This is a genomic window from Erwinia sp. LJJL01 (assembly GCF_047300805.2).
Lineage (GTDB): Bacteria > Pseudomonadota > Gammaproteobacteria > Enterobacterales > Enterobacteriaceae > Erwinia > Erwinia aphidicola.
Genome location: NZ_CP178576.1, coordinates 1809689 through 1831427, shown reverse-complemented (window position 1 = coordinate 1831427; position 21739 = coordinate 1809689). Strand labels below are relative to the sequence as shown.

The following is a 21739-nucleotide window of genomic DNA, read 5'->3' as shown; positions in this document are numbered from 1 at the left end:
GCTAGTTTGCTGGCGGCTCCGTGCGGGCAAAGCTGTCGCGTTTGAACAGCGTTTCGGCCAGCTTCACCAGCTGCGGGCGGTTGACGCACCAGTCTGGCGCCACGCGGCGGAAGTTGAGGTAGCCGAGCGTACAGGCGGTAGCGATATCGGCCAGCGTGATGTCCGGGCCGTTCAGCCACTTCCCCTCTGCGGCGGCGGCTTCCAGCGCGTCCAGCCCGCGGCGGATCTTATCGCGCTGGCGCAGCATTTCGCTTTCCGACTGCTGGGCCGGATCTTTTTGCAGCTCGCGCACGATCAGCAGGCCGGCATCGCAGATGCCATCGGCCAGCGTTTCCAGCAGGCGCACTTCGAGCTGGTCGCGCGGGTCGACCGGCAGAAAAGCGGGCGCCTGATGCTGAAGTTCCAGAAAGGCAGCAATAATCGACGAGTTGTACCAGGTTTCATGCTCATCGACGATCAGCGCCGGGACTTTACCCAGCGGCGTGTAGTCTTTGACGTGGCTGCTGTCGTGCCACGGCGACTCGTTAATAAATTCGAAGGTGATGCCTTTCTCCAGCAGCATCACCGAAATTTTACGCACAAACGGGCTGGTGTAATTGCCGATCAGCTTCATGGCTACTCCCCGGGAAATAAAAATGGATTCAGACTGCTGCGGGCAAAGCCCTCTTGCTCCATACGCGCGTCGAGGATAAGCGAAGCCAGGTCATCGGCTACCGGCTCCACCGCCGGGTCTTTTTCCTGATACAGCATCTTCATGTAGGTTCCGCAGTCGCCGCAGCTTTCCGCTTTAATCGCGGCCACTTCGCTGTCGAGCGACCAGTAGTGCAGGTCGCCCGTCTGTTCGCAGTTGCTGCATTTGGCACGCACCACGTACCACTCGCTTTCACACAGGTTGCAGTGCAGATAGCGCAGGCCGCTTTTGCCGCTGCCCATATGCACTACGCTGGCGACCGGTACGCTGGCACACACCGGGCAGAACTGGCGCTGCTCGCCCGCTTCGGCGCGCGCCTTGCCGGGGATCAGTGCCGCCATCTGCGCCCAGTAGACCGACAGGGCCGCCCAGATAAACGGCGATTTGTCGCTGCTCACCTGGGCAAAATCGTTGGCAAACAGCGCGCTGGCCATCGCTTCAAGTTCACTGGATGACGCCTTTTCCAGATTCTCCAGCACCGACAGTGCCTGACCGCTCATCTCCGGCTTAAGCTCGGCGATCAGCGAGTGCAGCAGGCGCTGCCAGTGGGGATCGCGCGGCAGCGTGCTGATATCCAGCGGTGGCTTGCCGAGGCGGGCGCTCTCTTCCAGACGAGTGCGCAGATCCCTCTCCAGCGGATGGTCGTACAGCACGATCTCCTGAGCGGTGGCAATCACCGCGGCAAAGCGCAAATAATCACCCAGCGGGTTTTTCTCCGCCAGCTGCCGCAAACGGGCAGCGCGACGGCTGTATAACTGCTTCAGTCGGGGGAAAAGTAACGGCGGGATGGTCGCTGCCGTCATCGGATCGCTCTTCTCCAACTGGTCCTGGGGGATAATGCGAATTGTCATCAGGGACCTTTTTCCGGTTGTTTTGAACTGGCCTGCTGCTGGCGCAGGTTACGATACCAGCGCGGGTGATGCTTTTTCGCCCAGGCGGGCGTGACCCAGCCCTCCACCATCGCGGTGATGGTGCCTTTGACCCACAGGGCAGCGTAGATATGCACCATAATCACCACGATCAGCACCACCGCAGAGACCGAGTGCACCAGCAGCGCAATGCGGATCAGCGGAATGCTAAACAGCGCCGCAAGATAAGGCCGCCAGATCACTATCCCGCTGGCCAGCAGCAGAATTAAACTGATTATTGCAGCCCAGAATACGCACTTCTGACCAAAATTATAGCGCCCGGTATCTCCCACCTCCTCGTTTAAAGCAATTTTATGGATGTTTTTTGCCCAGACCAGGTCTTCGCGGTCAATCAGGTTGTGGCGCCAGTAGCGGAAAAACATCAGCAGGAAGCAGGCAAACATCACCACGCCAACGAACGGATGTAGGATGCGCGCCAGCTGCGGCGTGCCGAGGATTTGCAGCAGCCAGTTAAAAGAGGGAAAGAAAAACCCCAGCCCGCTGACGGCGGCGAGAATAAAGCAGAATGCCACCAGCCAGTGGTTGATGCGCTCAGGCGCGCTGTAGCGCTGAATGCGTTGACGTGACTTCATGGGCGTTCCTCCTTCTCTTCTTCATCCTCATCTTCCACCCGGTTCGGACCGACGCCGACATAGTGAAATATTGACGCGGCGAAGGTGGCCGCGAAGCCAATCGCGGCCAGCGGTTTCCATATTCCTTTCCAGAAGGTCACTGCCGGGCTGATCGCCGGTGCATCCGGCAGTCCGTGATACAGCGTGGGTCGGTCGGCATGGTGCAGCACGTACATCACGTGCGTACCGCCCACGCCTGGCGGATCGTACAGACCGGCATTGCGGTAACCGCGGCTGTTCAGCTCGCTGACGCGCCCGGCGGCGACCTCCTTCATCGCCTCTTTGCTGCCGAAGTGAATGGCACCGGTCGGGCAGGTTTTCACGCAGGCAGGTTCCTGACCGACGGTCACCCGATCGACGCACAGGGTGCATTTGTACACCTTATTGTCCTCGGGGTTCAGGCGCGGAACGTCGAACGGGCAGCCAGCGATGCAGTAACCGCAGCCGATACACTGCTCAGACTGGAAGTCGACGATGCCGTTAGCGTACTGGATGATCGCCCCTTCCGACGGGCAGGCCTTCAGGCAGCCCGGATCGGCGCAGTGCATACAGCCATCCTTGCGGATCAGCCACTCCAGCTTGCCGTGCTCTTCCACTTCGGAAAAACGCATCACCGTCCATGATTTGGCGGTCAGATCCGCCGGGTTATCGTACACCCCGACGTTATGACCGACCTCATCACGGATGTCGTTCCACTCGGAGCAGGCCACCTGGCAGGCTTTACAGCCAATACAGGTGGTGACGTCGATCAGCTTCGCCACCTCCTGCTGGTGGTCGCGCGCGCGCGGAGCCGGGGTCGCAGCGTTGGTGGCCGAGCGACGGATGATGTCCTGAGATTGATAAGCCATCGTTTACACCTTCTCCACGTTAACCAGGAACGCCTTAAACTCCGGCGTTTGCGTATTGGCATCGCCAACGAACGGCGTCAGGTTGTTGGCGAGGAAGCCTTTCTTCGCCACGCCCATAAAGCCCCAGTGAATCGGAATGCCGATGGTATCGACCTCCTTACCGTCTACCGCCAGCGTGCGCAGGCGTTTGGTCACCACTGCCACCGCTTTGATGTAGCCACGGCTGGAGCTGACTTTCACCGTGTCGCCCTGCTTAATGCCCAGCTGGCCCGCCAGCCGCTCGCCGATTTCGACAAACTGCTGCGGCTGTGCAATGGCGTTGAGCAGCGCGTGCTTGGTCCAGAAGTGGAAGTGCTCCGTCAGGCGATAGGTGGTGCCGACATAGGGGAACTGCGCCGCGTTACCCATCGCTTTCAGGTCAGCCGGGAACACGCGTGCCGCCGGGTTGGAGATCACCTTCGGGTGCAGCGGGTTGGTGCTAATCGGCGTTTCAAACGGCTCATAGTGTTCCGGGAACGGGCCTTCGGCCATTTTATCCAGCGCGAACAGGCGCCCCATGCCTTCCTGCTGCATGATGAACGGCCCGACATCGCTACCCGGCGGCGCGGTGCTGTAGTCAGGAATATCGTCCCCGGCCCATTTCGCACCGTCCCACTTGATAAGCTGGCGTTTCGGGTCCCACGGATTGCCCATCGGGTCGGCAGAGGCGCGGTTATACAGGATGCGGCGGTTCAGCGGCCAGGCCCAGCTCCAGCCCGGCGTATTGCCTAAGCCGTGCGCATCGCTGTTGTCGCGCCGCGCCATCTGGTTACCGTCTGCGGTCCAGCTACCGGCGAAGATCCAGCAGCCGCTGGAGGTTGAGCCGTCGGCGCGCAGCTGGGCAAAGCTGCCGAGCTGCTGCCCTTTTTTCACCAGCAGCGTGCCCTTATCGTCGAGCAGATCGGCCAGCGCGCGCCCGTTGCTCTCCATGGCAACTTCTTCCGAGGCCGGTGAATCCGGCGTCAGATAGTTCCAGCTCATATTCAGCACCGGTTCCGGCTGTGCGCCACCCTCTTCGGCATACATCTGGCGCAGGCGCTGATAAATGCCGGCCAGAATTTCGCCATCGTTGCGCGCTTCGCCCGGGCCATCGGCACCCTTCCAGTGCCACTGCAGCCAGCGCGCAGAGTTAACGATCGAGCCGTTCTCTTCCGCAAAGCAGGTAGAAGGCAGGCGGAACACTTCGGTCTGGATCTGCGACGGATCGGCGTCGTTATACTCGCCGTGGTTCTGCCAGAAGTTGGAGGTCTCGGTATCGAGCGGGTCGATAGTGACAAGGAACTTCAGCTTCGCCAGCGACTCGCCCACCTTCTGCTTATTCGGGAAGGAGGCCAGCGGGTTAAAGCCCTGGCAGAGATAGCCGTTCACTTCGCCGCGATGCATCATGTCGAAATACTGCAGCACGTCGTAGCCTTTGTCCCACTTCGGCAGCCAGTCGAAGCCCCAGCTGTTTTCCGCCTGAGCTTTGTCGCCGTAAAACGCTTTCATCATGCTGATGAAGAACTTCGGATAGTTGCCCCAGTAGTTCACCTGCTCCGGCAGCAGCGGTTTTGGCGTGTTGGCGGTAAGGTAAGTTTGCAGATCTGCCTGTTTCTCCGACGGCAGCGTCATATAGCCCGGCAGGCTCTGAGAGAGCAGGCCAAGGTCGGTCAGCCCCTGAATATTTGAGTGGCCGCGCAGGGCGTTAATGCCGCCGCCTGCCATCCCCATATTGCCGAGCAGCAGCTGGATCATCGCCATGGTGCGGATGTTCTGCGCCCCCACCGAGTGCTGGGTCCAGCCTAGCGCATACAGGAAGGAGGTGGTGAGGTTTGGCGCACTGGTTTCAGCCAGCATTTCACACACTTTCAGGAAGTCGCCTTTTGGCGTGCCGCAGATGTTTTCAACCACTTCCGGCGTGTAGCGGCTGACGTGTTTTAATAGCAGATTGTAGACGCAGCGCGGGTGAGCCAGCGTTGGGTCGCGTTTGGCGAAGCCCTGCTCGTCCAGCTCGTAGTACCAGCTGGTTTTGTCATAGCTGCGCGTCTGCGGATCGTAGCCGCTGAACAGGCCGTCGTCGAAGCGGTAATCTTCACGCACTATCAGGCTGGCATTGGTGTAAGCCGAGACATATTGGTGCTGAATGCGATCTTCTTCCAGCAGATAGCGCAGTACGCCCGACAGGAAAGTAATGTCGGTGCCGGAGCGGATTGGCGTATAGAAGTCAGCCACCGATGCGGTACGCGTGAAGCGCGGATCGATGACAATCAGTTTGGCGTTGTTATGGATTTTGGCTTCCATCGCCCAGCGGAATCCTACCGGATGCGCTTCAGCGGCGTTGCCACCCATAACCACAATCAGATTCGCATTGCGGATGTCGACCCAGTGATTGGTCATCGCACCGCGACCGAACGTTGGAGCAAGACTTGCTACCGTAGGTCCGTGTCAAACGCGCGCCTGGTTGTCGACGGCAAGCATGCCGAGCGAACGGGTCATTTTCTGGGTGAGATAGCCGGTTTCATTGCTGGCCGCCGAGGCGCACAGCATGCCGGTGCTCAGCCAGCGGTTAACCGTCACGCCCTGGTTATTTTTGGCAATAAAGTTGGCGTCACGGTCGGCCTTCATCAGTCTGGCGATACGGGTCAGTGCCTCGTCCCAGCTGATGGGCTGCCATGTGTCGGAGCCTGGGGCACGATACGACGGGCTTTTCAGGCGGCTTTCGCTGTGAATAAAGTCGAGCAGGCCCGCGCCTTTAGGGCAGAGCGCGCCGCGGCTTACCGGATGGTCCGGATCCCCTTCGATATGGAAAATATTCTCTCTGGCGTTTTTCGCGCCGTCACCCATGCTGTACATCAACAGCCCGCAGCCGACGGAACAGTAGGTGCAGGTGTTGCGCGTCTCTCTCGCGCGCAGCAGCTTGTACTGGCGGGTTTCCGCCAGTGCGGTAGCGGGCATAAAGCCCAGAGCAGCCGCGGTGGTTCCCGCCATGCCCCCCGCACAGATTTTGAAGAAACGTCTTCTGCTGACATTCATAGTGTCATTCCTGTTTTGACCGGGTGCAAAACCCTTTACGGCACTGAATTAACAAGCTCACAATGGGCGCTGATGTTTTTTAGCGCACAGACTGACAATATTACCACAATAAAAATGTGGATGAACGGGGCGAGAAACGCGCAGTGAATGACCAACAGCACAAAAATGAAATTAAATCATCGGGGCCGATTGGTGCCGGTCAGGTAACGGTGTGGCAGCGTGATGCGCTGGATCAGCCTGAGCCCGACTGGCTGGCGGAGGAAGTGCCGGTGGCGCTGGTGTATAACGGCATCTCGCACGTGGTGATGATGGCCACGCCAAAAGACCTGGAAGCTTTCGCCGTGGGTTTCTCTTTGTCGGAAGGGATCATTGCTGGCCCGGCTGATATTTACGGCATCGATGTTGTCGCGGGCTGCAACGGCATTGAGGTGCAGGTTGAGCTTTCCAGCCGCCGCTTTATGGCGCTGAAAGCGCAGCGCCGCGCGATGGCCGGGCGCACCGGCTGCGGGGTGTGTGGCGTGGAGCAGTTGAGCGAGATCGGCAAACCGATTCAGCCGCTGCCGTTTACCCAGCGTTTTGAACTGGCGCGCCTGGACGGCGCACTGCGCCAGCTGAAAGCGTTCCAGCCGGTCGGCCAGCTGACCGGCTGCACCCACGCCGCAGCATGGATTACCCCTGATGGGCAGCTGAGTGCCGGATGTGAAGACGTTGGCCGTCACGTGGCGCTGGATAAGCTGCTGGGGCAGCGCAGCCAGGCGGAGTGGGCTGCGGCCGGCGGCGCGGTGCTGGTCTCCAGCCGCGCCAGCTATGAGATGGTGCAGAAATCAGCAATGTGCGGCGTCGAGATCTTGTTTGCCGTCTCCGCCGCTACGCAGCTGGCGGTCGAAGTGGCGCAGCGCTGTAATCTGACGCTGGTGGGCTTCAGCAAACCGGGCAGGGCGACGGTGTATACCCATCCGGAAAGACTGTTTTAAGCCAGAATCACCTGCGGCAGCACGGCTTTTAGCGCGTTTAGCGCCGGGAGACTCTCCGCGCCGCCGTCGGTGACCAGCGTGGCGATCTGCGCAATGCTGGCATAGTTCATCCGGCTGCTGAGGCCGAGCTTGCTGCGATCGGCCAGCAGAATCAGCCGCCCGGCCTGCTGGGTCATGGCGCGGGCGATGGCAGCCTCGTGCGGATGGAAGCTGCTCGCCCCCTGCTTCGCATCCAGCGCCACCGGGGAGAGCAGCGCCACATCGGCACGGTAGCGATAAATCTCGCCGACTGTCAGTTCCCCCCGCGTCTCCTGCGCGCCGGCCAGCATGCTGCCACCCAGCAGGATCACCTGATTATTCAATGCCTCATGCTCTTCCGCCGCGCACAGCTTCAGGGCGGCATTAAGGCTGTTGGTGATAATCGTCAGGCCCGACATCGAGCGCAGCTCCTCCGCCAACATCGTGGTGGTACTGCCGGCATCCAGAAATACCGTCTGGCCGGGCTGCAGCAGTTGGGCAGCGGCGTTGGCAATCGCCCGCTTCTCTTTCGCCATCACCGAACTGCGCACCGTCAACGGCGGCTCCGGCGTGGCATCCAGCGCCACCAGACCACCGTGGACGCGGCGTGCCAGCCCCTGCGCTTCCAGTTCGATAATGTCGCGGCGGGCGGTTTCGCGAGAAATCCCCAGCTCTTTAACGATCCGTTCAGTGCTCACCTGGCCCAGCGTACTGAGCAGGGCGCGGATGCGGTGGTGGCGTGTTTCCTGCAGCATAATTTTGACTCCCTGGGTTTCTCTCTGCGACATAGCCTAACCGACAATTTGCCACGCTGCATGTGTATTTTATTGTATTTGTGTATTTGATTGCATTTTACAAAAAAGTTGCCATGATGAGAGGCAGAAACCGCTGACTGCCTGCGCCAGGCAAACCTTAATTTTGCAACGGGAGTGATCATGGCTACACGTTCAACCATTATGGATACCAACAGCTTTCGTGCCGAGCATGCCGACGGCCTGAGCGCGGATGTGCGCAAGCTGACCGATAAACGCAGCAGGGTCCTGGGCGAGTCTTACCGCCTGTTCTACCGTAAGCCGGTGCATCTGGTGCGCGGTCAGGGCCAGTATCTGTGGGATGCCGCCGGGGATAAATATCTCGACGTGTATAACAACGTTGCCAGCATCGGGCACTGCCATCCGGCGGTAATTGATGCGGTGTATCAGCAGATGCAGCAGCTGAACACCCACACCCGCTACCTGCACGAAGCCATTCTCGACTACTCTGAACAGCTGCTCGCTACTGCCCCGGCGGAAATCGACCGCGCCATGTACATGTGCACCGGGTCCGAGGCCAACGACCTGGCGATCCGCGTGGCGCGCGCTTACAGCGGCGGCAGTGGCATTATTGTGACTCAGGAGTCCTATCACGGCACCAGCGACCTCACTTCCGGCGTCTCCCCGGCATTGGGCAGCGGGCAGCCGCTGGCCGCGACCACGCGCCTGGTACTACCGCCAGATCGCTACCGCGTTGATGCCCCTGATCTAGGCGCCTGGTTTGCCGCTGAGATTCAGAAGCAGATTGACGACATGGCCGCCCACGGCATTAAGTTCGCCGGCTTCCTTGCCGATTCGATCTTCTCCTCTGACGGCGTGCTGCCAGGGCCGAAAGGCTTCCTCAGGCAGGCTATCGACGTGGTGCATAAAAACGGTGGGATCTTTATTGCGGATGAGGTGCAGCCCGGCTTTGCCCGCACCGGTGAGGCATTCTGGGGCTTTGCCCGCCATGACGTGGTGCCGGATGTGATCACCACCGGCAAGCCGATGGGTAATGGCATTCCGGTTTCCGGCCTGCTGGCGAAAAGCGAGGTACTGGCAGCTTTCAGCGACGATATCCCGTACTTCAACACCTTTGGCGGCAACCCGGTAGCGATGGCTGCGGCGCAGGCGGTGCTGAACGTGATTAAAGAAGAGGGGCTGCAGGAGCACAGCCGTGTGGTGGGCGCGAAGCTGCTGGCGGAGCTGTCCACGCTGAAAGAGAAGTATGAGTGCGTCGGTGACGTGCGCGGCGCGGGTCTGTTTATCGGTTTTGAGCTGGTAAAAGATAAAGCCAGCAAAACGCCGGATAAGCAGTTGGCGCTGGATATTACCGAAATGCTGCGCGATAACCGCGTGCTGACGTCGGTCGCCGGCCCTTATGGCAACGTACTGAAACTTCGCCCGCCGCTAGCTTTCCAGGAGAGCGATATCGACTGGCTGGTCGGCGCGCTGGATAAGTCGCTGGCTGCACTGGGGCATTGATATCGCGGGTCGGGCAGGCCCGCCCCGGAGGGCCGATCGGAAAAGATGATTGGCCCTTACAGGCAGTTTTACCGGACGTTTAGAGAAATAATCCGTTAGATCATTTGGTTGTAACCTGGTCGCGATTAGCTATAACTGCGCCGCCCCGCCTGCTGTTAACGATACCCTTACCAACGTCGGGGCATTGATAACCCTTTTCCCAATGGTTTATTTAACTATAATGATCCCACTGCTTACGTGGTGCTGAACAGTGACTTGCAGCGCCGACTACCATTAATGGAGACGATGAATATGAGCTATACACTGCCATCCCTGCCTTACGCATACGATGCACTGGAACCACACTTTGACAAGCAGACGATGGAAATCCATCACACTAAACACCACCAGGCCTACGTGAATAACGCGAACGCGGCGCTGGAAGGCACCGAGTTCGCTAACCTGCCGGTTGAAGAGCTGATTGCCAAACTGGACCAGCTGCCAGCCGACAAAAAAGGCCCACTGCGTAACAACGCGGGTGGCCACGCTAACCACAGCTTCTTCTGGAAAGGTCTGAAAACCGGTACCACTCTGGGCGGCGATCTGAAAGCAGCCATCGAGAAAGATTTCGGCAGCGTTGACGCGTTCAAAGCGGAATTCGAAAAAGCGGCCACCACCCGTTTCGGTTCTGGCTGGGCGTGGCTGGTTAAGAAAGGCGATAAGCTGGCAGTGGTTTCTACTGCTAACCAGGATAGCCCGCTGATGGGCGAAGCGATTTCTGGCGCATCCGGCACCCCAATCATTGGTCTGGATGTGTGGGAACACGCCTACTACCTGAAGTACCAGAACAAACGCCCTGACTACATCAAGGCGTTCTGGGACGTGGTTAACTGGGATGTGGCTGCAGAGAACTTCAAAGCGGCTAAGTAATATTCAGGAGTTGTCGACCTGACGGGCGGAGCGAAAAAGAGGTCCGCCCCTGTAAATATCCCTGTATAAAAAAACCGGCGCTACGTTCTCCGGTTTTTTTGTGCCTGCTTTTCACCTTCGAACATTTCTCTGCAGTCATCCACCGTCAGCGACGCAACAGGTCAGCGATGTCAGGCAGCATAACTGCGCTGTTACTGGCAATCATTCCAATTATTTCCACTAATTAGCACTCATGCACCAGCGTTTAGCGCTGTAGTGTCTGGACATCTGGATGGCTAATAATATTTTGTGTTAGCTTATGCTCTTTCGTTCGTTGCCTGCCGTGACAATCCAATAAAAAATGCGGCACGCCTCAACATTTATAGCCAGAGAAAACACGCCTATGACCGCGATAAATCGCCTTGAAATGCGCCAGATCTCCATCGCTTTTGGCGGTTTTGCGGCGCTTAAATCCGTGGACCTCACGCTGGAAGGGCACTCCATCCACGCGCTGACGGGGGCTAACGGCGCCGGGAAATCGACGCTGATGGCGGTGCTGTCGGGCGCATACGATCGCTACAGCGGCGAAATCCTGCTGGACGGGCAGCCGGTGACGATTCGTACCCCGCGCGACGCCAGGCAGCTGGGTATTCACCTGGTGCAGCAGGAAGTCGACGTGGCGCTGGTGGCCGGGCTGAGCGTGGCGGAAAACATCATGTTGGATCGCCTGGCAGAAGGTGGGCAGCTGTACCGCTGGGGCGAAATGCGCCGCCAGGCGCGGGCGCTGCTGGCAAGGCTGGATGTCAGCATCGATGTGACGCGCAAAGTGGAGCAGTGCTCGCTGGCGGAAAAGCAGCAAATCCTGCTGGCGCGCGCGCTGTCGCATCACTGCCGCTTCCTGATCCTTGACGAGCCCACCGCCCCGCTGGACCAGCACGAAAGCGCAAAGCTGTTCGCAGTGGTGCGTCAGCTGCAAGGCCAGGGCATTGGCGTGGTATTTATCTCGCACCGTATCAATGAGCTGAAGGCGATTTGCGACCGGCTGACGGTGCTGCGCGACGGTGAGCTGATTGAAAGCGGCCCGATGCAGGGGCTGAGCGGCGAGCAGATCGTTGAGAAGATGCTCGGTCACCAGCTGGATGATATCTACCCACCCAAGCGCCCGCCATTCAGTGATGAAACGCTGCTGCATATCAGCGGGCTGCACGACGAACAGCTGCTGAAGGATATCAGCCTGACGCTGCGCAAAGGCGAAATCCTCGGCATCGCCGGGCTGGCCGGGGCGGGTAAAACCGAACTGTGCAAGGCGCTGTTTGGTGCCAGCCGCAGCCGGGTTGAGCGCGGCGAGCTGCACGGTAAAGCGTGGAAACCCTCTTCCCCGCATGCGGCAGTCGAGAATCGCATGGCGCTGATCCCGGAAGAGCGACGCAAAGAGGGCATCTTCATTGATGAATCGGTGGTGATGAACCTCAGTATCAGCGCCGATAACAGCTTCTCACGCTGGAGTTTGTTCGGCCACCGTCAGGCCTGGCGCTGGGCGGAAGAGGTGATCGCGCGACTCGGGGTGCGCACCACCGGGCCGAAGCAGACGCTGCGCCGCCTGTCAGGCGGCAATCAGCAGAAGGTGGCGATCGGCAAGTGGCTGCGCAATGACGCCGATGTGCTGATTTTTGACGAACCGACCAAAGGCGTGGATATCAAAGCCAAAACCGATCTGTTCACCCTGATCGATGGGCTGGCGCGCCAGGGAAAAGGGGTGATTTATGCCTCGGGCGAATTTTCCGAACTGGTTGGCCTGTGTGACCGTATCTGCGTGCTGTGGGACGGGCGCATCGTCGCTGAAATGGCGGCGGATGAGGTCGACGAAGAGACACTTTTACTTTACTCCACCGGAGGAACGCCTGCGTGAGCAGCAAAGAACTTTCCCTGAAGGCGGCACCGTCCGCACGACACCAGCTGTTCGATTTTCTCTATAAGTGGGGAATGTTGCTAACCGTGGTAGCGCTGATCGCCGGCTTTGGCGTGGCGTCGGACAGCTTCCTTGAACCGACCAATATCATCAACATCCTGCGCTCGATCGCCATTGTGACGGTTATCGCCATCGGGGTGTCTGTTTCTCTGACGATTGGCGGCTTCGACCTTTCCGTTGGCGCCACGGCCTCGCTGGCCAACTCGCTGGTGATCTCGATGTTCGTCTGGTACGGCTTCGGCCCGACCCAGGCCATCGTCCTGACCCTGCTGCTGTGTACGCTGGTCGGCCTGTTTAACGCCTTTATGATCGTGGTGCTGAAAATTCCCGACATGCTGGCGACGCTGGCCAGCCTGTTTGTGGTACAGGGTGTGGCAATGACCTACAGCTTTGGTGGGTCGATTACCGAGAATATGGTGCTGCCGAGCGGTGACATGGCGGAAGGCACTATTCCGGCCGTGTTTTCGCTGCTGGGTCAGGTACCGATTATTGTGATTGTCATGATCGCCGTGACGGTGGTGGCGCAGCTGCTGCTGTCGCTGACTAAACACGGCCGCCGCATGTATGCGATTGGCGGTAATCCGGAAGCGGCGCGCCTGTCCGGCATTCGCACCACGCGCTATCGCGTGCTGGCTTATGTTATCTCGTCACTGCTGGCGGGGCTGGGCGGTATTCTGCTGGCGTCGCGTATTGGCTCTTCGCAGGTCAACGCCGGTGGCGGTTATCTGATGGATGCGGTGGCTGCTGCGTGGATCGGCCTTTCACTGGCTGGTGCAGGCAAGCCCAACGCGCTCGGTACGCTGCTGGGGGCGGTGATCCTCGGTGTATTACAAAATGGTCTGGTGATGCTTTCCGTACCCTATTACGCGATGGACATTATTAAAGGCCTGGTGCTGGCGGTAGCGCTGGCGATCACTTACGTGCAGCGCCGTTAAGGCGCATGACTCTCAGACAGGGATTACTATAAATGAAAAAATTCACGGGTTCACTGCTGGCTATCAGCCTGCTCAGCGCACTGCCCGCGTTCGCCGCCGATACGGCGGTACCCGCTGCTATCGCTAACCATGAAGGTCCGGTACGCATTGCGGTGATCCGCAACCTCGGCTCCGACGATAACACCACGCAGTTTGTGGCCGGTGCGATTCAGGAAGGGCGCAAGCTGGGCTTTAAAGTCAGCACCTTCCTCAGTAACGGCGACGATGCGCGCTTCCAGGATTTCGTCAACCAGGCTATCAGCCAGAAATATGACGGCATTATTCTGTCCCACGGTAAAGACCCGTACTCCACCGATCTGGTGAAACGCATTACTGACGCCGGGATTAAAGTCTCGGTGTTTGATACTCCGGTGAATAAGCCGATCGACGGCGTAACGGTTACCGCGCAGGATGATGCGTCACTGGCGCAGCTCTCCCTCGACCAGCTGCTGAAAGACACTAATGGCAAAGCGAATATCGTCAAGCTATGGGTGGCGGGCTTCCCGGCAATGGAACGTCGCCAGGTAGTGTATGAAAAAGTGCTGAAAGCCAACCCAGGCATTCATCAGCTGGAGTCGATTGGTGCCGTATCGTCAGATGTGCAGGGCGACACGGCAAACAAAATTGGTGCGATCCTGGCGAAGTACCCGAAAGGACAAATTGACGCTATCTGGGGATCGTGGGACGCCTTCGCTCAGGGTGCCTATAAAGCCCTGCAGGAGAATGGCCGTAGCGAAATCAAACTCTACAGCATTGACGTATCCAACCAGGATCTGCAGCTGATGAGTGAGAAAAACAGCCCCTGGAAGCAGACGGTGGCCGTCGACAGCAAGCTGATTGGTGCGACAAACATGCGCCTGGTGGCAAATAAAATTGGCGGGGAAGCGACTCCGGCCAGCTACCAGTTTAAGGCTTCCGCTATTTCACAGTCACAGCTAAGCGGCGGTGCGGTGAACGTGGCGAATCTGAACAAAATTATCCCAGGCTGGGGAACCTCTCAGGACTTCGTTGCGCCCTGGTTCGCCACGCTCGAAGCGAAATACGCCAAGAAGTAATTATCTCTGAATTCAGGGCTTATTCACTCAGGTGAGTAAGCCCTTTTTTTTATCTTTTTACTGGTCGATGCAAACGTACAGCGGGATGCCCGGCAGTGAAACAAGGCGCGCATTGTTGGCAATTTGCTTCAGGGTGAGGATAAAAGCATCTTTCTTTAGCAATGCACGATAGAAGACATCATCTGGCGTGGTATCCACGTCGCTGACGTGACTACGGATATATTCCAGCTCAAGGGCATGATTTTCTGGATAATAGCGATAGTGCATTATCAGCGTCCTGCTAAGCGTGGTGTGCTGTTGATTAGCGATTAGCTGCCCTGAATATTGCAGCGCCAAACGCTCTCTACCCAGCGTTGTCAGGCTCAGGCTGCCGTTCATCAGGGTCGTTGAGTCCGGCAGTTGAATGTCGAACTGGACCTCAGCCCGGCATGACAAAACCAGCGGATGTCGATTATCATCAGGTCTGGCACAAAGGAAGTAGATACTCTGGCCGATGATAACCAGGGCCGAAAACCCGATGGCCAGCATAATATTTCTCATGGTTTTTTTAGTAAAATTGAAAAATAATTCTCGCAGTGAGAAAGGGTGTCATTTGCTGTTACTTCGCACTGAGATATAAAGGTAAGATCCGGATCTTTGTTATTAGTGGTTTTGGTATTTGAAAACTTATAAAAAATAACGCTATCTCTGCTTTCGCAGTCAATGCTGTATTTCCTGATGAATCTTTTTAACGTTTTTATGTTGTTTTTTCTGAATTCATGACTTTCATGTGATATCTCTCTGATTTGGCATTTTTCTACGTTGATTGATGCCGGGCGGCAGTAGTGAAGTAACAAAAGAATCACCACGATCGAGACAGCGATGATAAAAAAAACTGATAAATATAATTTATCTGTTTTGCTGTGTTGGTTTATTTTGGTTTTATCTTCATTGTTTTTTATATCGTGCGTATGCTCTGATTCTTTACAAGTGACGTTTGCCTCAATTTTAAACCCCTCCTTTGGCACGGTAATAATGGTTCTTTCATGCTCGCCTAGCTGAGAGAATACCTTTCTTAAGAAGCTAATATGGTTGCTTAGATTGCTGGTAGAGGGGGTTAATCCATGATTTTCCCATACGGTTTGTAACAGTTCTTCCCGGGAGAGAGTGATGCCAGGTTGAGTTAACAGTTCCTCTAATAATCGGCTGCTGGGTTTGGAGAGTTTAATCAGTGGCGTGTCGCGGTCGATGGGTTTGATCGTTTCATTTATGCCATCAAAATGAAACTTTTGATTAATAAAATATTCCATTGTTTTATCAATATAATCCGTCATTAGCGTGGTGATTATCCGGATAACCGTTTGAGATGTCAATGAAACTCACTTTTCCGGGTTTTTACTTATGATTGAAAAATATTTTCTTGTCTGATTATTAATTTTAAGTTGAGATTAATTGTGTCAGTTATTCCTTTTAATGAATCAGCGTATTTTGGACTATTTAGTGATTTGTACTGCAAAATTAATTATTAAAGGTGATATATTTTAATATTCATTAATAATTGATATTAAGTTTTGTTTGGGTTGTGCTCGTACTATCATTGTTCACCTGCGGTTAAGCAGGTTTTTTATCATTTTTCATTATGCGGCAGGAGCCGGAATAGAGAAAAGGAGAGGTATAATGAGCACTCAAAGAAAAACAGCAGTAGATAAAGTTATTCATGCTTTGAAAGCATTTTTTGAGGAGAATGGCCATGATGGAACCTCCTCCGTTTACGCAACCACCAGAGACATTGCTAACCGTTCCGAACTAAGCATTTATAACACACGTCATGTTCTTATAAAGCTGGAGCAGGAAGGGGTTGTCACTTCAGTGAAGAGAGAAAACCGTAAAAGTTTATTTTGGGATAAGACAGATCTTTTCAGGGCTTAAGGCTCTTATGGCGCAACCGCACAGGTTGCGTTTTTTTTTGCCAAACCGTTTATGCTTGATGATTTTTAATCATCCATTCCCGTTTTTCACTTCATTTTTTTTCTGATTTTCTGGATATATATCTGAAATGCGAAGTTGATATACCATGGTCGCATTGGGCGGAATCTTGGGAGGATAGCCCTTACTGCCATAGGCCAGCTCAGGCGGTACTACCAATATGGCAGAGCCGTGGTTTCTGAGTTTAATTAACGCTTCACGAAAAACGGGTGGGAATGCAGAGACAGGTTGTGTCAGCATCGTCCCGCTGGCATCCATATCCGTAATGACGGTACCATTAGTCAGGCTCTCTTTCACCACGACATCAAGAGTGGCATTTTTAGGAATGGCTGAATCACCAGGGTAATCTATATTGTACCAAAAACCGGCCGCAGATTTGATGGTGCCTTTCCGTTTAGTAAACTTAGCCAGGTAGCTTTTCGTTGCCATATCCAGGTTGTTATGGATTTTGTCGCGTTGCTTTTTTAATCGGCCGTTAAGTTCAGTTAGCGTTGTACGTAATACATCGGAAGAGAGTTTTGCCTGGTTCTGAAAAGCATCAATGATCCCGCCTAAAACAATATGCTGATCCTTTGGTAAGTCATTAATCGCATTTTCAGCCTGCATCTGTAAGATCTCCGCTCCAAGAGACATACCAATGGCATAGGCTTCTCGTGACGCTTTTTGTTTTAACTGCTCTTTAGTCACTTCTAATGGGTTAGTAACCATCGCTACCGGTTTGTTGGCCAATGCTGCATCCAGTTTCGTCTGTAGTTCTTTGGCTTTTTCGTCGCTGGCCTGCTTGTCGGCCGTCAGGGGCGCGATGCGGGCATCACTACTTTTGGTTGAGGTCAGCTTGAGGCTGTCTAACTGAGCTTGCAGAGATTTAACCTGAAGCTGGCTGGCAGCTAGCTGTTCGCCTGAGTTAGGGCCAGCAGAAACTTGCTCCAGCAGCTGCTGCTTCTCTGCGGCAAACTTCTGTCGCTCAGCCTCCATTTTAGCTGACAACATTTTCATCTGTTGCTCAATCTTCTGCTGCTGTGCTCTGGCCTGATCTACCTGCTGGCGGCTCTGTGCTAAATCGATTTTTGAGTGCGTCTGTGACTGCGTGAGTGCGTCAATCTGCTGAGCCATGGCGTCATTTTTTTGCCCGCTCTCCCTCTGCCGGTCGGCTGTCGCTGCCTGAGATCGGACTTTACTACGCAGTTCAACCAGTTCCAGGTTTAACAATTTAAGCTTGCTCTGCAAGCTGCTTTCACTCTGGCGTGCAACGTTCAGCTGCTGGTTAGCCTGCCTCAGTTTTTCTGCCAGGGTTTCAGGCGTGGGTAACAGCGATGCCGCATTTTTAAGTGACAGCAACGCCTGGCTGGCGGCCTGCTGAGCTAATTTTTTCTGTCCGGCTTCGATCGTTTTTTGCAGTTCAGCGCGACTCTGCTGCAGCTGATTGATGGTCGAGCTTTTCGCCGAAAGCTGCTGATCTTTTAACTTTAGCTCCTGCTGTAGCTGCTTTAACTTAAGGTTATCGACAGGCAGGGTGACTTGCTCAGCGCGTTTTTTTGCCACATGTTCAACCACCCGAGGTTTGTTCCTTGGGGGATAAACCGGTGGGTTTAACTGCTGCTGTTGCTGCTGATACTTTCGCGCAAATTGCAGGATGGCGGGGGCTTCACCCTCTGCGGCACAGGCATACTGGCTAGCGGCGGTCAAACAGCAGATAAGCAGTGCAATGCGAGAAAATGCGAAAGGAACGAAGCGTTTGCCGATCATGGACGCGCCTCACCCCTACTGGTCAGACTATCCAGCAGCGCTTGCGCAATCTGAGAACATAACAAGTTTGCCCGGTAGCGATACAGTGCATCAACCGTATCCTGGGTATCCACATTGGTGTTCTGACGTATCCCGGTATATTGCGCAGCCCCGTTCATCAGGTAATCAAACGAGGTATGCAAACGCTTATACTTATCGGGATTCATCGTTTTAAGGGCGTCAAGCTGAGACTGGCACTGCTTTAGCTTTTCACTTTCCGCATCATATTTTTCATTGTGCAGCGGAGCTGGCCTGTTCTGACTCATTGCAGTTGGATTCTGCGATATTTCAGACTGGATAGGGGGTATTACCGGCACCGAAGAGGCGGCTGGTTTATCACGATGGTGCAGAATCTGGCAGCCTGAAAGAAAAAAAGCTAATAATAGAGTGATTCTGGTTATGTTTTTACTGAATGAAAATCGGCGAATAGTTATCATGAAAAAACTCTGTTTTGAATCATTTACAGCGCGAAAATAACCCCATGCTGTACAGAAGAATTGCATCCGCTTATTGAATGCTACTCATTAGCTCACTCGAAAAGCGGGCTTCACACCACCCTTCCTGAATGAGCCAATAGTTAAGTTCAGCCGGGCGGATCATATTGAGCTTCGACATAATATTTCTTTTATGAGCGCTCACTGTTTTCTCACTAATTTGAAGAAAACGCGCTACGCCACCGTTACTGATACCTCGCGCCAGGTAGCGCAGAATCTCGGTTTCCCTTCTGGTCAAATTATTTTCACTGCGTATAGAACATGTAGGGATGAAAATATTGCGGATATCTTGTTGTTGATCGAGCTTTTCGCTCACCACGGCAAGAATGCTTTCGACGGACCAGTCACGATAAATGGGCACATAATTAGTAATGTCGCTCTTCATTGTCTCTGATGTTGCCTGTTGCGTACCATCGCCATCACGAATAATAAACACGCTGGAGGGGCGTGTTTGCAGGCGGTGATTAAGATAGTGGATATTGGCGATAGACAAGGCATCTTCAGCAAGAAAAACCATTTTTGCCCGCGTATTAAAGATGCAATCGGTAAACTCAGCATGTGTTTCGGCGGTGGCTAATTTCGCAGAGAGAGAGAGCTTCAATCCTTCCTGGAAAAAGCGATTGGGATCGTTTACCACAATGGTTATTGTACTTTGTCTCATATGGCCACTCACCTGTATTGTCCTTAACAGAAGACGCTTACCTGAGTCGAAACAAGCATCCTTACGAATCTTAATTTAATCCTGAGTAGGCTATTATATCGTCGTGTTTATTTTGTCGGTAGTTAGTTTTTTCTCATTTGATAATTGCGATATTTAATTCTGTTTATAAAAAAATAGCGAGTAGTAAAGTCGCGACTATCGCGTTATTGATGTTTTTCGATATTTATTCTGGAGGGGGGAGTAAGACGAACGAGTACAAGAGGGCTGGGGAACAGCAGCAATCTGCTCCCCGTACAGCTTTGGGCACTTAGAATGGGGTTTTAGCGTAGCCAGTCATGACTTTCAGGCCCATTTCTCGACCCAGGGCAGTCGTTGGGTGAACCACGATCAGGCCGCGCACGCTCTTCTTCAGCGCGCCCATGTTAGCCTGCTCTTTCTTGGTGATTTCACGGCTGAACGGCAGCTGCTGCAGCTGCTGAGCTTCTTTACTCAGGTTTTCCGCACGCACGCCGCGCAGACGTTCGATTTCCGCTTCCAGCTTGTCTTTCTCTTTCAGCAGTTCGCCGAGCTTTTCGCTCTCGCCAGAGGCCAGCAGCCCGGGTTCTTTGTGATTAAGGGCATCCAGCTTGTCGCTGAGCTCTTTGATTTCTGCCTTAACTTGTTCTTTCATCGCGATTGACCGTTAAATTGATTCATTGCTGCAAAGGATACACGAAAGCGGGGCAAAGGGGGAAAGGGCGGGTTACTTTTTAAAAGCCTGCTTAAGACTGATCACTGAGATTAACGTCGTCAGGGACAGCACCATCGTCGAGCGCACCACCTGCTGATAACGCTGCTGCTGCATGGCGCGCAGCTCGCTATCGTCACTGGCAAAATCAGGGCGCGGCGGCAGCGCGCTAACGCAGTGCAGCTCGCCAAAGGGCCCGAGAATTTCATCATCGGTAAAGCGATACTCGCTGCCGTCATGATTCAGCTCTTCACGCAGCGCCATCAGCAGCTCGCAGTCTTCATACTCGTTGCGGTTAATCATCCCGAGGCCATAAATCAGCTTCAGGCGCACCGAGAGTTCCCCCAGCGGGCCATCGCCGAGCAGCAGCGGTTCTACGGCATACTTAACGGCGTAATCATCCTTACGGAACACCTGCACCACCAGAATGTTCACGGCCTCAGCCAGCAGTTCAACGGCGGCGATCAGAAAACTTCTTACCGATCGTCCGGCGTTCAGGCGTTCGAGCACCCGATTTTCAAAAGCCTGTGGTTGTTCCATGAGTGCCTGCATATCTTTCATATGGCGTAAGGACGCCTGCGCGGGCACAGCAGTGCTGTGCCCTGGTTGTTCGTCCGTGAGGAGCGCTTGCACTATTATGCCATAGCGTTCCAGGCCTTCACTACCGCCTTGACGACATCGCTGTCGGCAGGCAGGCCAGAGATCTGCGCCAGCACGCTGGCAACATCCTGCTGCGCCAGCAACCCGGCGAGTTCCTGCGCCTGCGGGTCCTGATCGCTGCGGTAGTGCAGAGCAGCGGCGATACCGGTCACCAGATTATCGTGCGGCAGGTTATATTCCAGCGTGCCGAGCGTTGGCTTGATCAGACGGTCGCCCGCGCTCAGTTTACGCAGCGGCTGGCGGCCGACGCGTTCCACATCATCTTTCAGGTAGGGATTCTCGAAACGAGCGAGGATTTTCTGGATGTACGCCGCGTGTTTTGCCGCGTCAAAGCCATAGCGCTTAATCAGCACGGCACCGCTCTCTTCCATCGCGCCCTGCACCACTTTCCGCACTTTCTCATCGAGAATCGCTTCGCGGATGGTGTTATGCCCGGCCAGCTGGCCAAGGTAAGCGGTAATGGCATGGCCAGTGTTCAGCGTGAACAGCTTACGTTCGACGAACGCCATCAGATTGTCGGTCAGCTCCATGCCGGGAATATCAGGCAGCGCGCCTTTGAACTGGGTCTTATCGACAATCCACTCGCTGAAGGTCTCCACGGTGACTTCCAGCGGGTCGCTGTTGCCTGCTTCTGACGGCGGCACGATGCGGTCAACGGCAGAGTCAACAAAGCCGACATGCTCTTCAACCCAGGCGTGATACTGCTCTGGCAGCGCCTTCAGCACGTGGCCTTTCAGCTGCGTGGTGCCGCGCACCATATTTTCACAGGCGATGATATTGAGCGGACGGGAATTAGCGCTATCACTGCGTTTGGCCAGCCCTTTGGCAATGCCAGCGGCAATGCGCTCAAGGATCTGTGGGCCAACTGCCGTGGTAACGATATCAACCTCTGCGACCAGCGTGATAATGTCATCGCTGGTGCTGTTAACCGCGTTTACCCCTTTAACGATCTCAACCTGCGCCTGCTCACCGACGACGTGAACCGGATATTCTCCGCGCGCGTTGAGGGCATCCAGTACCACCTGATTCACATCCGCGAAGGTGAGCTGTATACCGGCATCCGCCAGCAGTTTACCGATAAAGCCACGGCCGATATTTCCGGCGCCAAAATGTAATGCTTTCATAATTATTCCCGTATCAAAAATGGAAAGGTCGGGCATGCC

Annotated in this window: 21 protein-coding genes; 7 read left to right on the top strand and 14 right to left on the bottom strand. The window is 55.1% G+C overall.

Going from position 1 to position 21739, the window contains the following annotated elements; all coding sequences use genetic code 11:
• Position 1: 1 nt before the first annotated feature.
• From ACLI4M_RS09350 to fdnG, 5 genes are read right to left on the bottom strand one after another with little or no spacing between them, the layout of a single operon-like run.
• Positions 2 to 613 (bottom strand): glutathione S-transferase, encoded by a 612-nt coding sequence (locus ACLI4M_RS09350; RefSeq protein WP_133622390.1) that lies wholly within the window; start codon positions 611 to 613, stop codon positions 2 to 4.
• 2 nt (positions 614 to 615) lie between these two features.
• A complete protein-coding gene (fdhE, locus tag ACLI4M_RS09345; protein ID WP_133622391.1) occupies positions 616 to 1542 on the bottom strand; it encodes a formate dehydrogenase accessory protein FdhE in 927 nt (308 codons plus the stop codon).
• On the bottom strand, positions 1542 to 2192 hold the full coding sequence (gene fdoI, locus ACLI4M_RS09340) for a formate dehydrogenase cytochrome b556 subunit (RefSeq protein ID WP_133622392.1): 651 nt from the start codon (positions 2190 to 2192) through the stop codon (positions 1542 to 1544). Before fdoI ends, fdhE begins: the two co-directional genes overlap by 1 nt.
• Positions 2189 to 3079, bottom strand: coding sequence for a formate dehydrogenase subunit beta (fdxH, locus tag ACLI4M_RS09335; RefSeq protein ID WP_133622393.1), 891 nt, complete (start codon positions 3077 to 3079; stop codon positions 2189 to 2191). Before fdxH ends, fdoI begins: the two co-directional genes overlap by 4 nt.
• A 3-nt stretch (positions 3080 to 3082) precedes the next feature.
• A complete protein-coding gene (gene fdnG, locus ACLI4M_RS09330) occupies positions 3083 to 6130 on the bottom strand; it encodes a formate dehydrogenase-N subunit alpha (protein WP_166643137.1) in 3048 nt (1015 codons plus the stop codon).
• A gap of 170 nt (positions 6131 to 6300) precedes the next feature.
• On the opposite strand from fdnG, the gene fdhD reads away from it, so the two are divergent.
• Entirely contained in the window at positions 6301 to 7104 is an 804-nt protein-coding gene (gene fdhD / locus ACLI4M_RS09325) for a formate dehydrogenase accessory sulfurtransferase FdhD (protein WP_413449796.1), read from the top strand.
• On the opposite strand, the gene ACLI4M_RS09320 is transcribed toward fdhD, so the two are convergent.
• Positions 7101 to 7877, bottom strand: coding sequence for a DeoR/GlpR family DNA-binding transcription regulator (locus ACLI4M_RS09320; RefSeq protein ID WP_133622396.1), 777 nt, complete (start codon positions 7875 to 7877; stop codon positions 7101 to 7103). The two genes, fdhD and ACLI4M_RS09320, sit on opposite strands and share 4 nt — an antisense overlap.
• 180 nt (positions 7878 to 8057) lie before the next feature.
• Here ACLI4M_RS09320 and ACLI4M_RS09315 point away from each other — a divergent pair, with 180 nt between their 5' ends.
• The 5 genes from ACLI4M_RS09315 to ACLI4M_RS09295 all read left to right on the top strand — a co-directional run bounded on the left by ACLI4M_RS09315 (position 8058) and on the right by ACLI4M_RS09295 (position 14284).
• Entirely contained in the window at positions 8058 to 9398 is a 1341-nt protein-coding gene (locus tag ACLI4M_RS09315) for an aspartate aminotransferase family protein (RefSeq protein ID WP_048917881.1), read from the top strand.
• Between the two features lie 291 nt (positions 9399 to 9689).
• Positions 9690 to 10307: a superoxide dismutase [Mn] gene (sodA, locus tag ACLI4M_RS09310; RefSeq protein ID WP_062818519.1), complete on the top strand. Its 618-nt coding sequence runs from the start codon at positions 9690 to 9692 to the stop codon at positions 10305 to 10307.
• 382 nt (positions 10308 to 10689) lie between these two features.
• Complete coding sequence (locus tag ACLI4M_RS09305) at positions 10690 to 12195, top strand: sugar ABC transporter ATP-binding protein (protein WP_048917879.1); 1506 nt, start codon at positions 10690 to 10692, stop codon at positions 12193 to 12195.
• A complete protein-coding gene (locus tag ACLI4M_RS09300; protein ID WP_133622397.1) occupies positions 12192 to 13190 on the top strand; it encodes an ABC transporter permease subunit in 999 nt (332 codons plus the stop codon). Before ACLI4M_RS09305 ends, ACLI4M_RS09300 begins: the two co-directional genes overlap by 4 nt.
• Positions 13191 to 13222: 32 nt before the next feature.
• A complete protein-coding gene (locus tag ACLI4M_RS09295; RefSeq protein WP_048917877.1) occupies positions 13223 to 14284 on the top strand; it encodes a sugar ABC transporter substrate-binding protein in 1062 nt (353 codons plus the stop codon).
• 57 nt (positions 14285 to 14341) lie between these two features.
• On the opposite strand, the gene ACLI4M_RS09290 is transcribed toward ACLI4M_RS09295, so the two are convergent.
• Together ACLI4M_RS09290 and ACLI4M_RS09285 are read right to left on the bottom strand one after the other, a co-directional pair.
• Positions 14342 to 14812, bottom strand: coding sequence for a hypothetical protein (locus ACLI4M_RS09290; protein ID WP_166643138.1), 471 nt, complete (start codon positions 14810 to 14812; stop codon positions 14342 to 14344).
• Positions 14813 to 14820: 8 nt separating this feature from the next.
• The gene (locus ACLI4M_RS09285; protein ID WP_435581193.1) at positions 14821 to 15636 is read right to left on the bottom strand and encodes a winged helix-turn-helix domain-containing protein; all 816 of its coding nucleotides are present in this window, start codon (positions 15634 to 15636) and stop codon (positions 14821 to 14823) included.
• Positions 15637 to 15940: 304 nt separating this feature from the next.
• Here ACLI4M_RS09285 and ACLI4M_RS09280 point away from each other — a divergent pair, with 304 nt between their 5' ends.
• On the top strand, positions 15941 to 16192 hold the full coding sequence (locus ACLI4M_RS09280; RefSeq protein WP_048917873.1) for a FaeA/PapI family transcriptional regulator: 252 nt from the start codon (positions 15941 to 15943) through the stop codon (positions 16190 to 16192).
• A gap of 69 nt (positions 16193 to 16261) precedes the next feature.
• Here ACLI4M_RS09280 and ACLI4M_RS09275 read toward each other — a convergent pair whose 3' ends face one another.
• From ACLI4M_RS09275 to mtlD, 6 genes are all read right to left on the bottom strand, one after another.
• Positions 16262 to 17995 carry an FKBP-type peptidyl-prolyl cis-trans isomerase N-terminal domain-containing protein gene (locus ACLI4M_RS09275; RefSeq protein ID WP_133622400.1) on the bottom strand — a complete coding sequence of 578 codons (1734 nt, stop codon included), beginning with the start codon at positions 17993 to 17995 and terminating at the stop codon, positions 16262 to 16264.
• Positions 17992 to 18471, bottom strand: a complete 480-nt coding sequence (locus ACLI4M_RS09270; protein WP_133622401.1) for a hypothetical protein — start codon at positions 18469 to 18471, stop codon at positions 17992 to 17994. The genes ACLI4M_RS09275 and ACLI4M_RS09270 overlap by 4 nt, the downstream gene beginning before the upstream one ends.
• A gap of 70 nt (positions 18472 to 18541) precedes the next feature.
• Positions 18542 to 19189 carry a response regulator transcription factor gene (locus ACLI4M_RS09265; protein WP_133622402.1) on the bottom strand — a complete coding sequence of 216 codons (648 nt, stop codon included), beginning with the start codon at positions 19187 to 19189 and terminating at the stop codon, positions 18542 to 18544.
• 307 nt (positions 19190 to 19496) lie between these two features.
• Positions 19497 to 19859, bottom strand: a complete 363-nt coding sequence (locus tag ACLI4M_RS09260) for a YibL family ribosome-associated protein (RefSeq protein ID WP_048917870.1) — start codon at positions 19857 to 19859, stop codon at positions 19497 to 19499.
• 72 nt (positions 19860 to 19931) lie between these two features.
• Positions 19932 to 20477 (bottom strand): mannitol operon repressor MtlR, encoded by a 546-nt coding sequence (gene mtlR, locus ACLI4M_RS09255; protein ID WP_048917874.1) that lies wholly within the window; start codon positions 20475 to 20477, stop codon positions 19932 to 19934.
• A gap of 74 nt (positions 20478 to 20551) precedes the next feature.
• A complete protein-coding gene (gene mtlD, locus ACLI4M_RS09250; protein WP_133622403.1) occupies positions 20552 to 21700 on the bottom strand; it encodes a mannitol-1-phosphate 5-dehydrogenase in 1149 nt (382 codons plus the stop codon).
• Positions 21701 to 21739: the final 39 nt, after the last annotated feature.

Coding starts and splice junctions, on each gene's coding strand:
- ACLI4M_RS09320 (WP_133622396.1), bottom strand. CDS start 7,877: ATGCTGCAGGAAACACGCCACCACCGCATCCGCGCCCTGCTCAGTACG.
- ACLI4M_RS09280 (WP_048917873.1), top strand. CDS start 15,941: ATGAGCACTCAAAGAAAAACAGCAGTAGATAAAGTTATTCATGCTTTG.
- ACLI4M_RS09270 (WP_133622401.1), bottom strand. CDS start 18,471: ATGATAACTATTCGCCGATTTTCATTCAGTAAAAACATAACCAGAATC.
- fdoI (WP_133622392.1), bottom strand. CDS start 2,192: ATGAAGTCACGTCAACGCATTCAGCGCTACAGCGCGCCTGAGCGCATC.
- ACLI4M_RS09315 (WP_048917881.1), top strand. CDS start 8,058: ATGGCTACACGTTCAACCATTATGGATACCAACAGCTTTCGTGCCGAG.
- ACLI4M_RS09350 (WP_133622390.1), bottom strand. CDS start 613: ATGAAGCTGATCGGCAATTACACCAGCCCGTTTGTGCGTAAAATTTCG.
- sodA (WP_062818519.1), top strand. CDS start 9,690: ATGAGCTATACACTGCCATCCCTGCCTTACGCATACGATGCACTGGAA.
- fdxH (WP_133622393.1), bottom strand. CDS start 3,079: ATGGCTTATCAATCTCAGGACATCATCCGTCGCTCGGCCACCAACGCT.
- fdhE (WP_133622391.1), bottom strand. CDS start 1,542: ATGACAATTCGCATTATCCCCCAGGACCAGTTGGAGAAGAGCGATCCG.
- ACLI4M_RS09295 (WP_048917877.1), top strand. CDS start 13,223: ATGAAAAAATTCACGGGTTCACTGCTGGCTATCAGCCTGCTCAGCGCA.
- mtlD (WP_133622403.1), bottom strand. CDS start 21,700: ATGAAAGCATTACATTTTGGCGCCGGAAATATCGGCCGTGGCTTTATC.
- ACLI4M_RS09290 (WP_166643138.1), bottom strand. CDS start 14,812: ATGCTGGCCATCGGGTTTTCGGCCCTGGTTATCATCGGCCAGAGTATC.
- ACLI4M_RS09265 (WP_133622402.1), bottom strand. CDS start 19,189: ATGAGACAAAGTACAATAACCATTGTGGTAAACGATCCCAATCGCTTT.
- ACLI4M_RS09275 (WP_133622400.1), bottom strand. CDS start 17,995: ATGATCGGCAAACGCTTCGTTCCTTTCGCATTTTCTCGCATTGCACTG.
- mtlR (WP_048917874.1), bottom strand. CDS start 20,477: ATGAAAGATATGCAGGCACTCATGGAACAACCACAGGCTTTTGAAAAT.
- ACLI4M_RS09260 (WP_048917870.1), bottom strand. CDS start 19,859: ATGAAAGAACAAGTTAAGGCAGAAATCAAAGAGCTCAGCGACAAGCTG.
- ACLI4M_RS09305 (WP_048917879.1), top strand. CDS start 10,690: ATGACCGCGATAAATCGCCTTGAAATGCGCCAGATCTCCATCGCTTTT.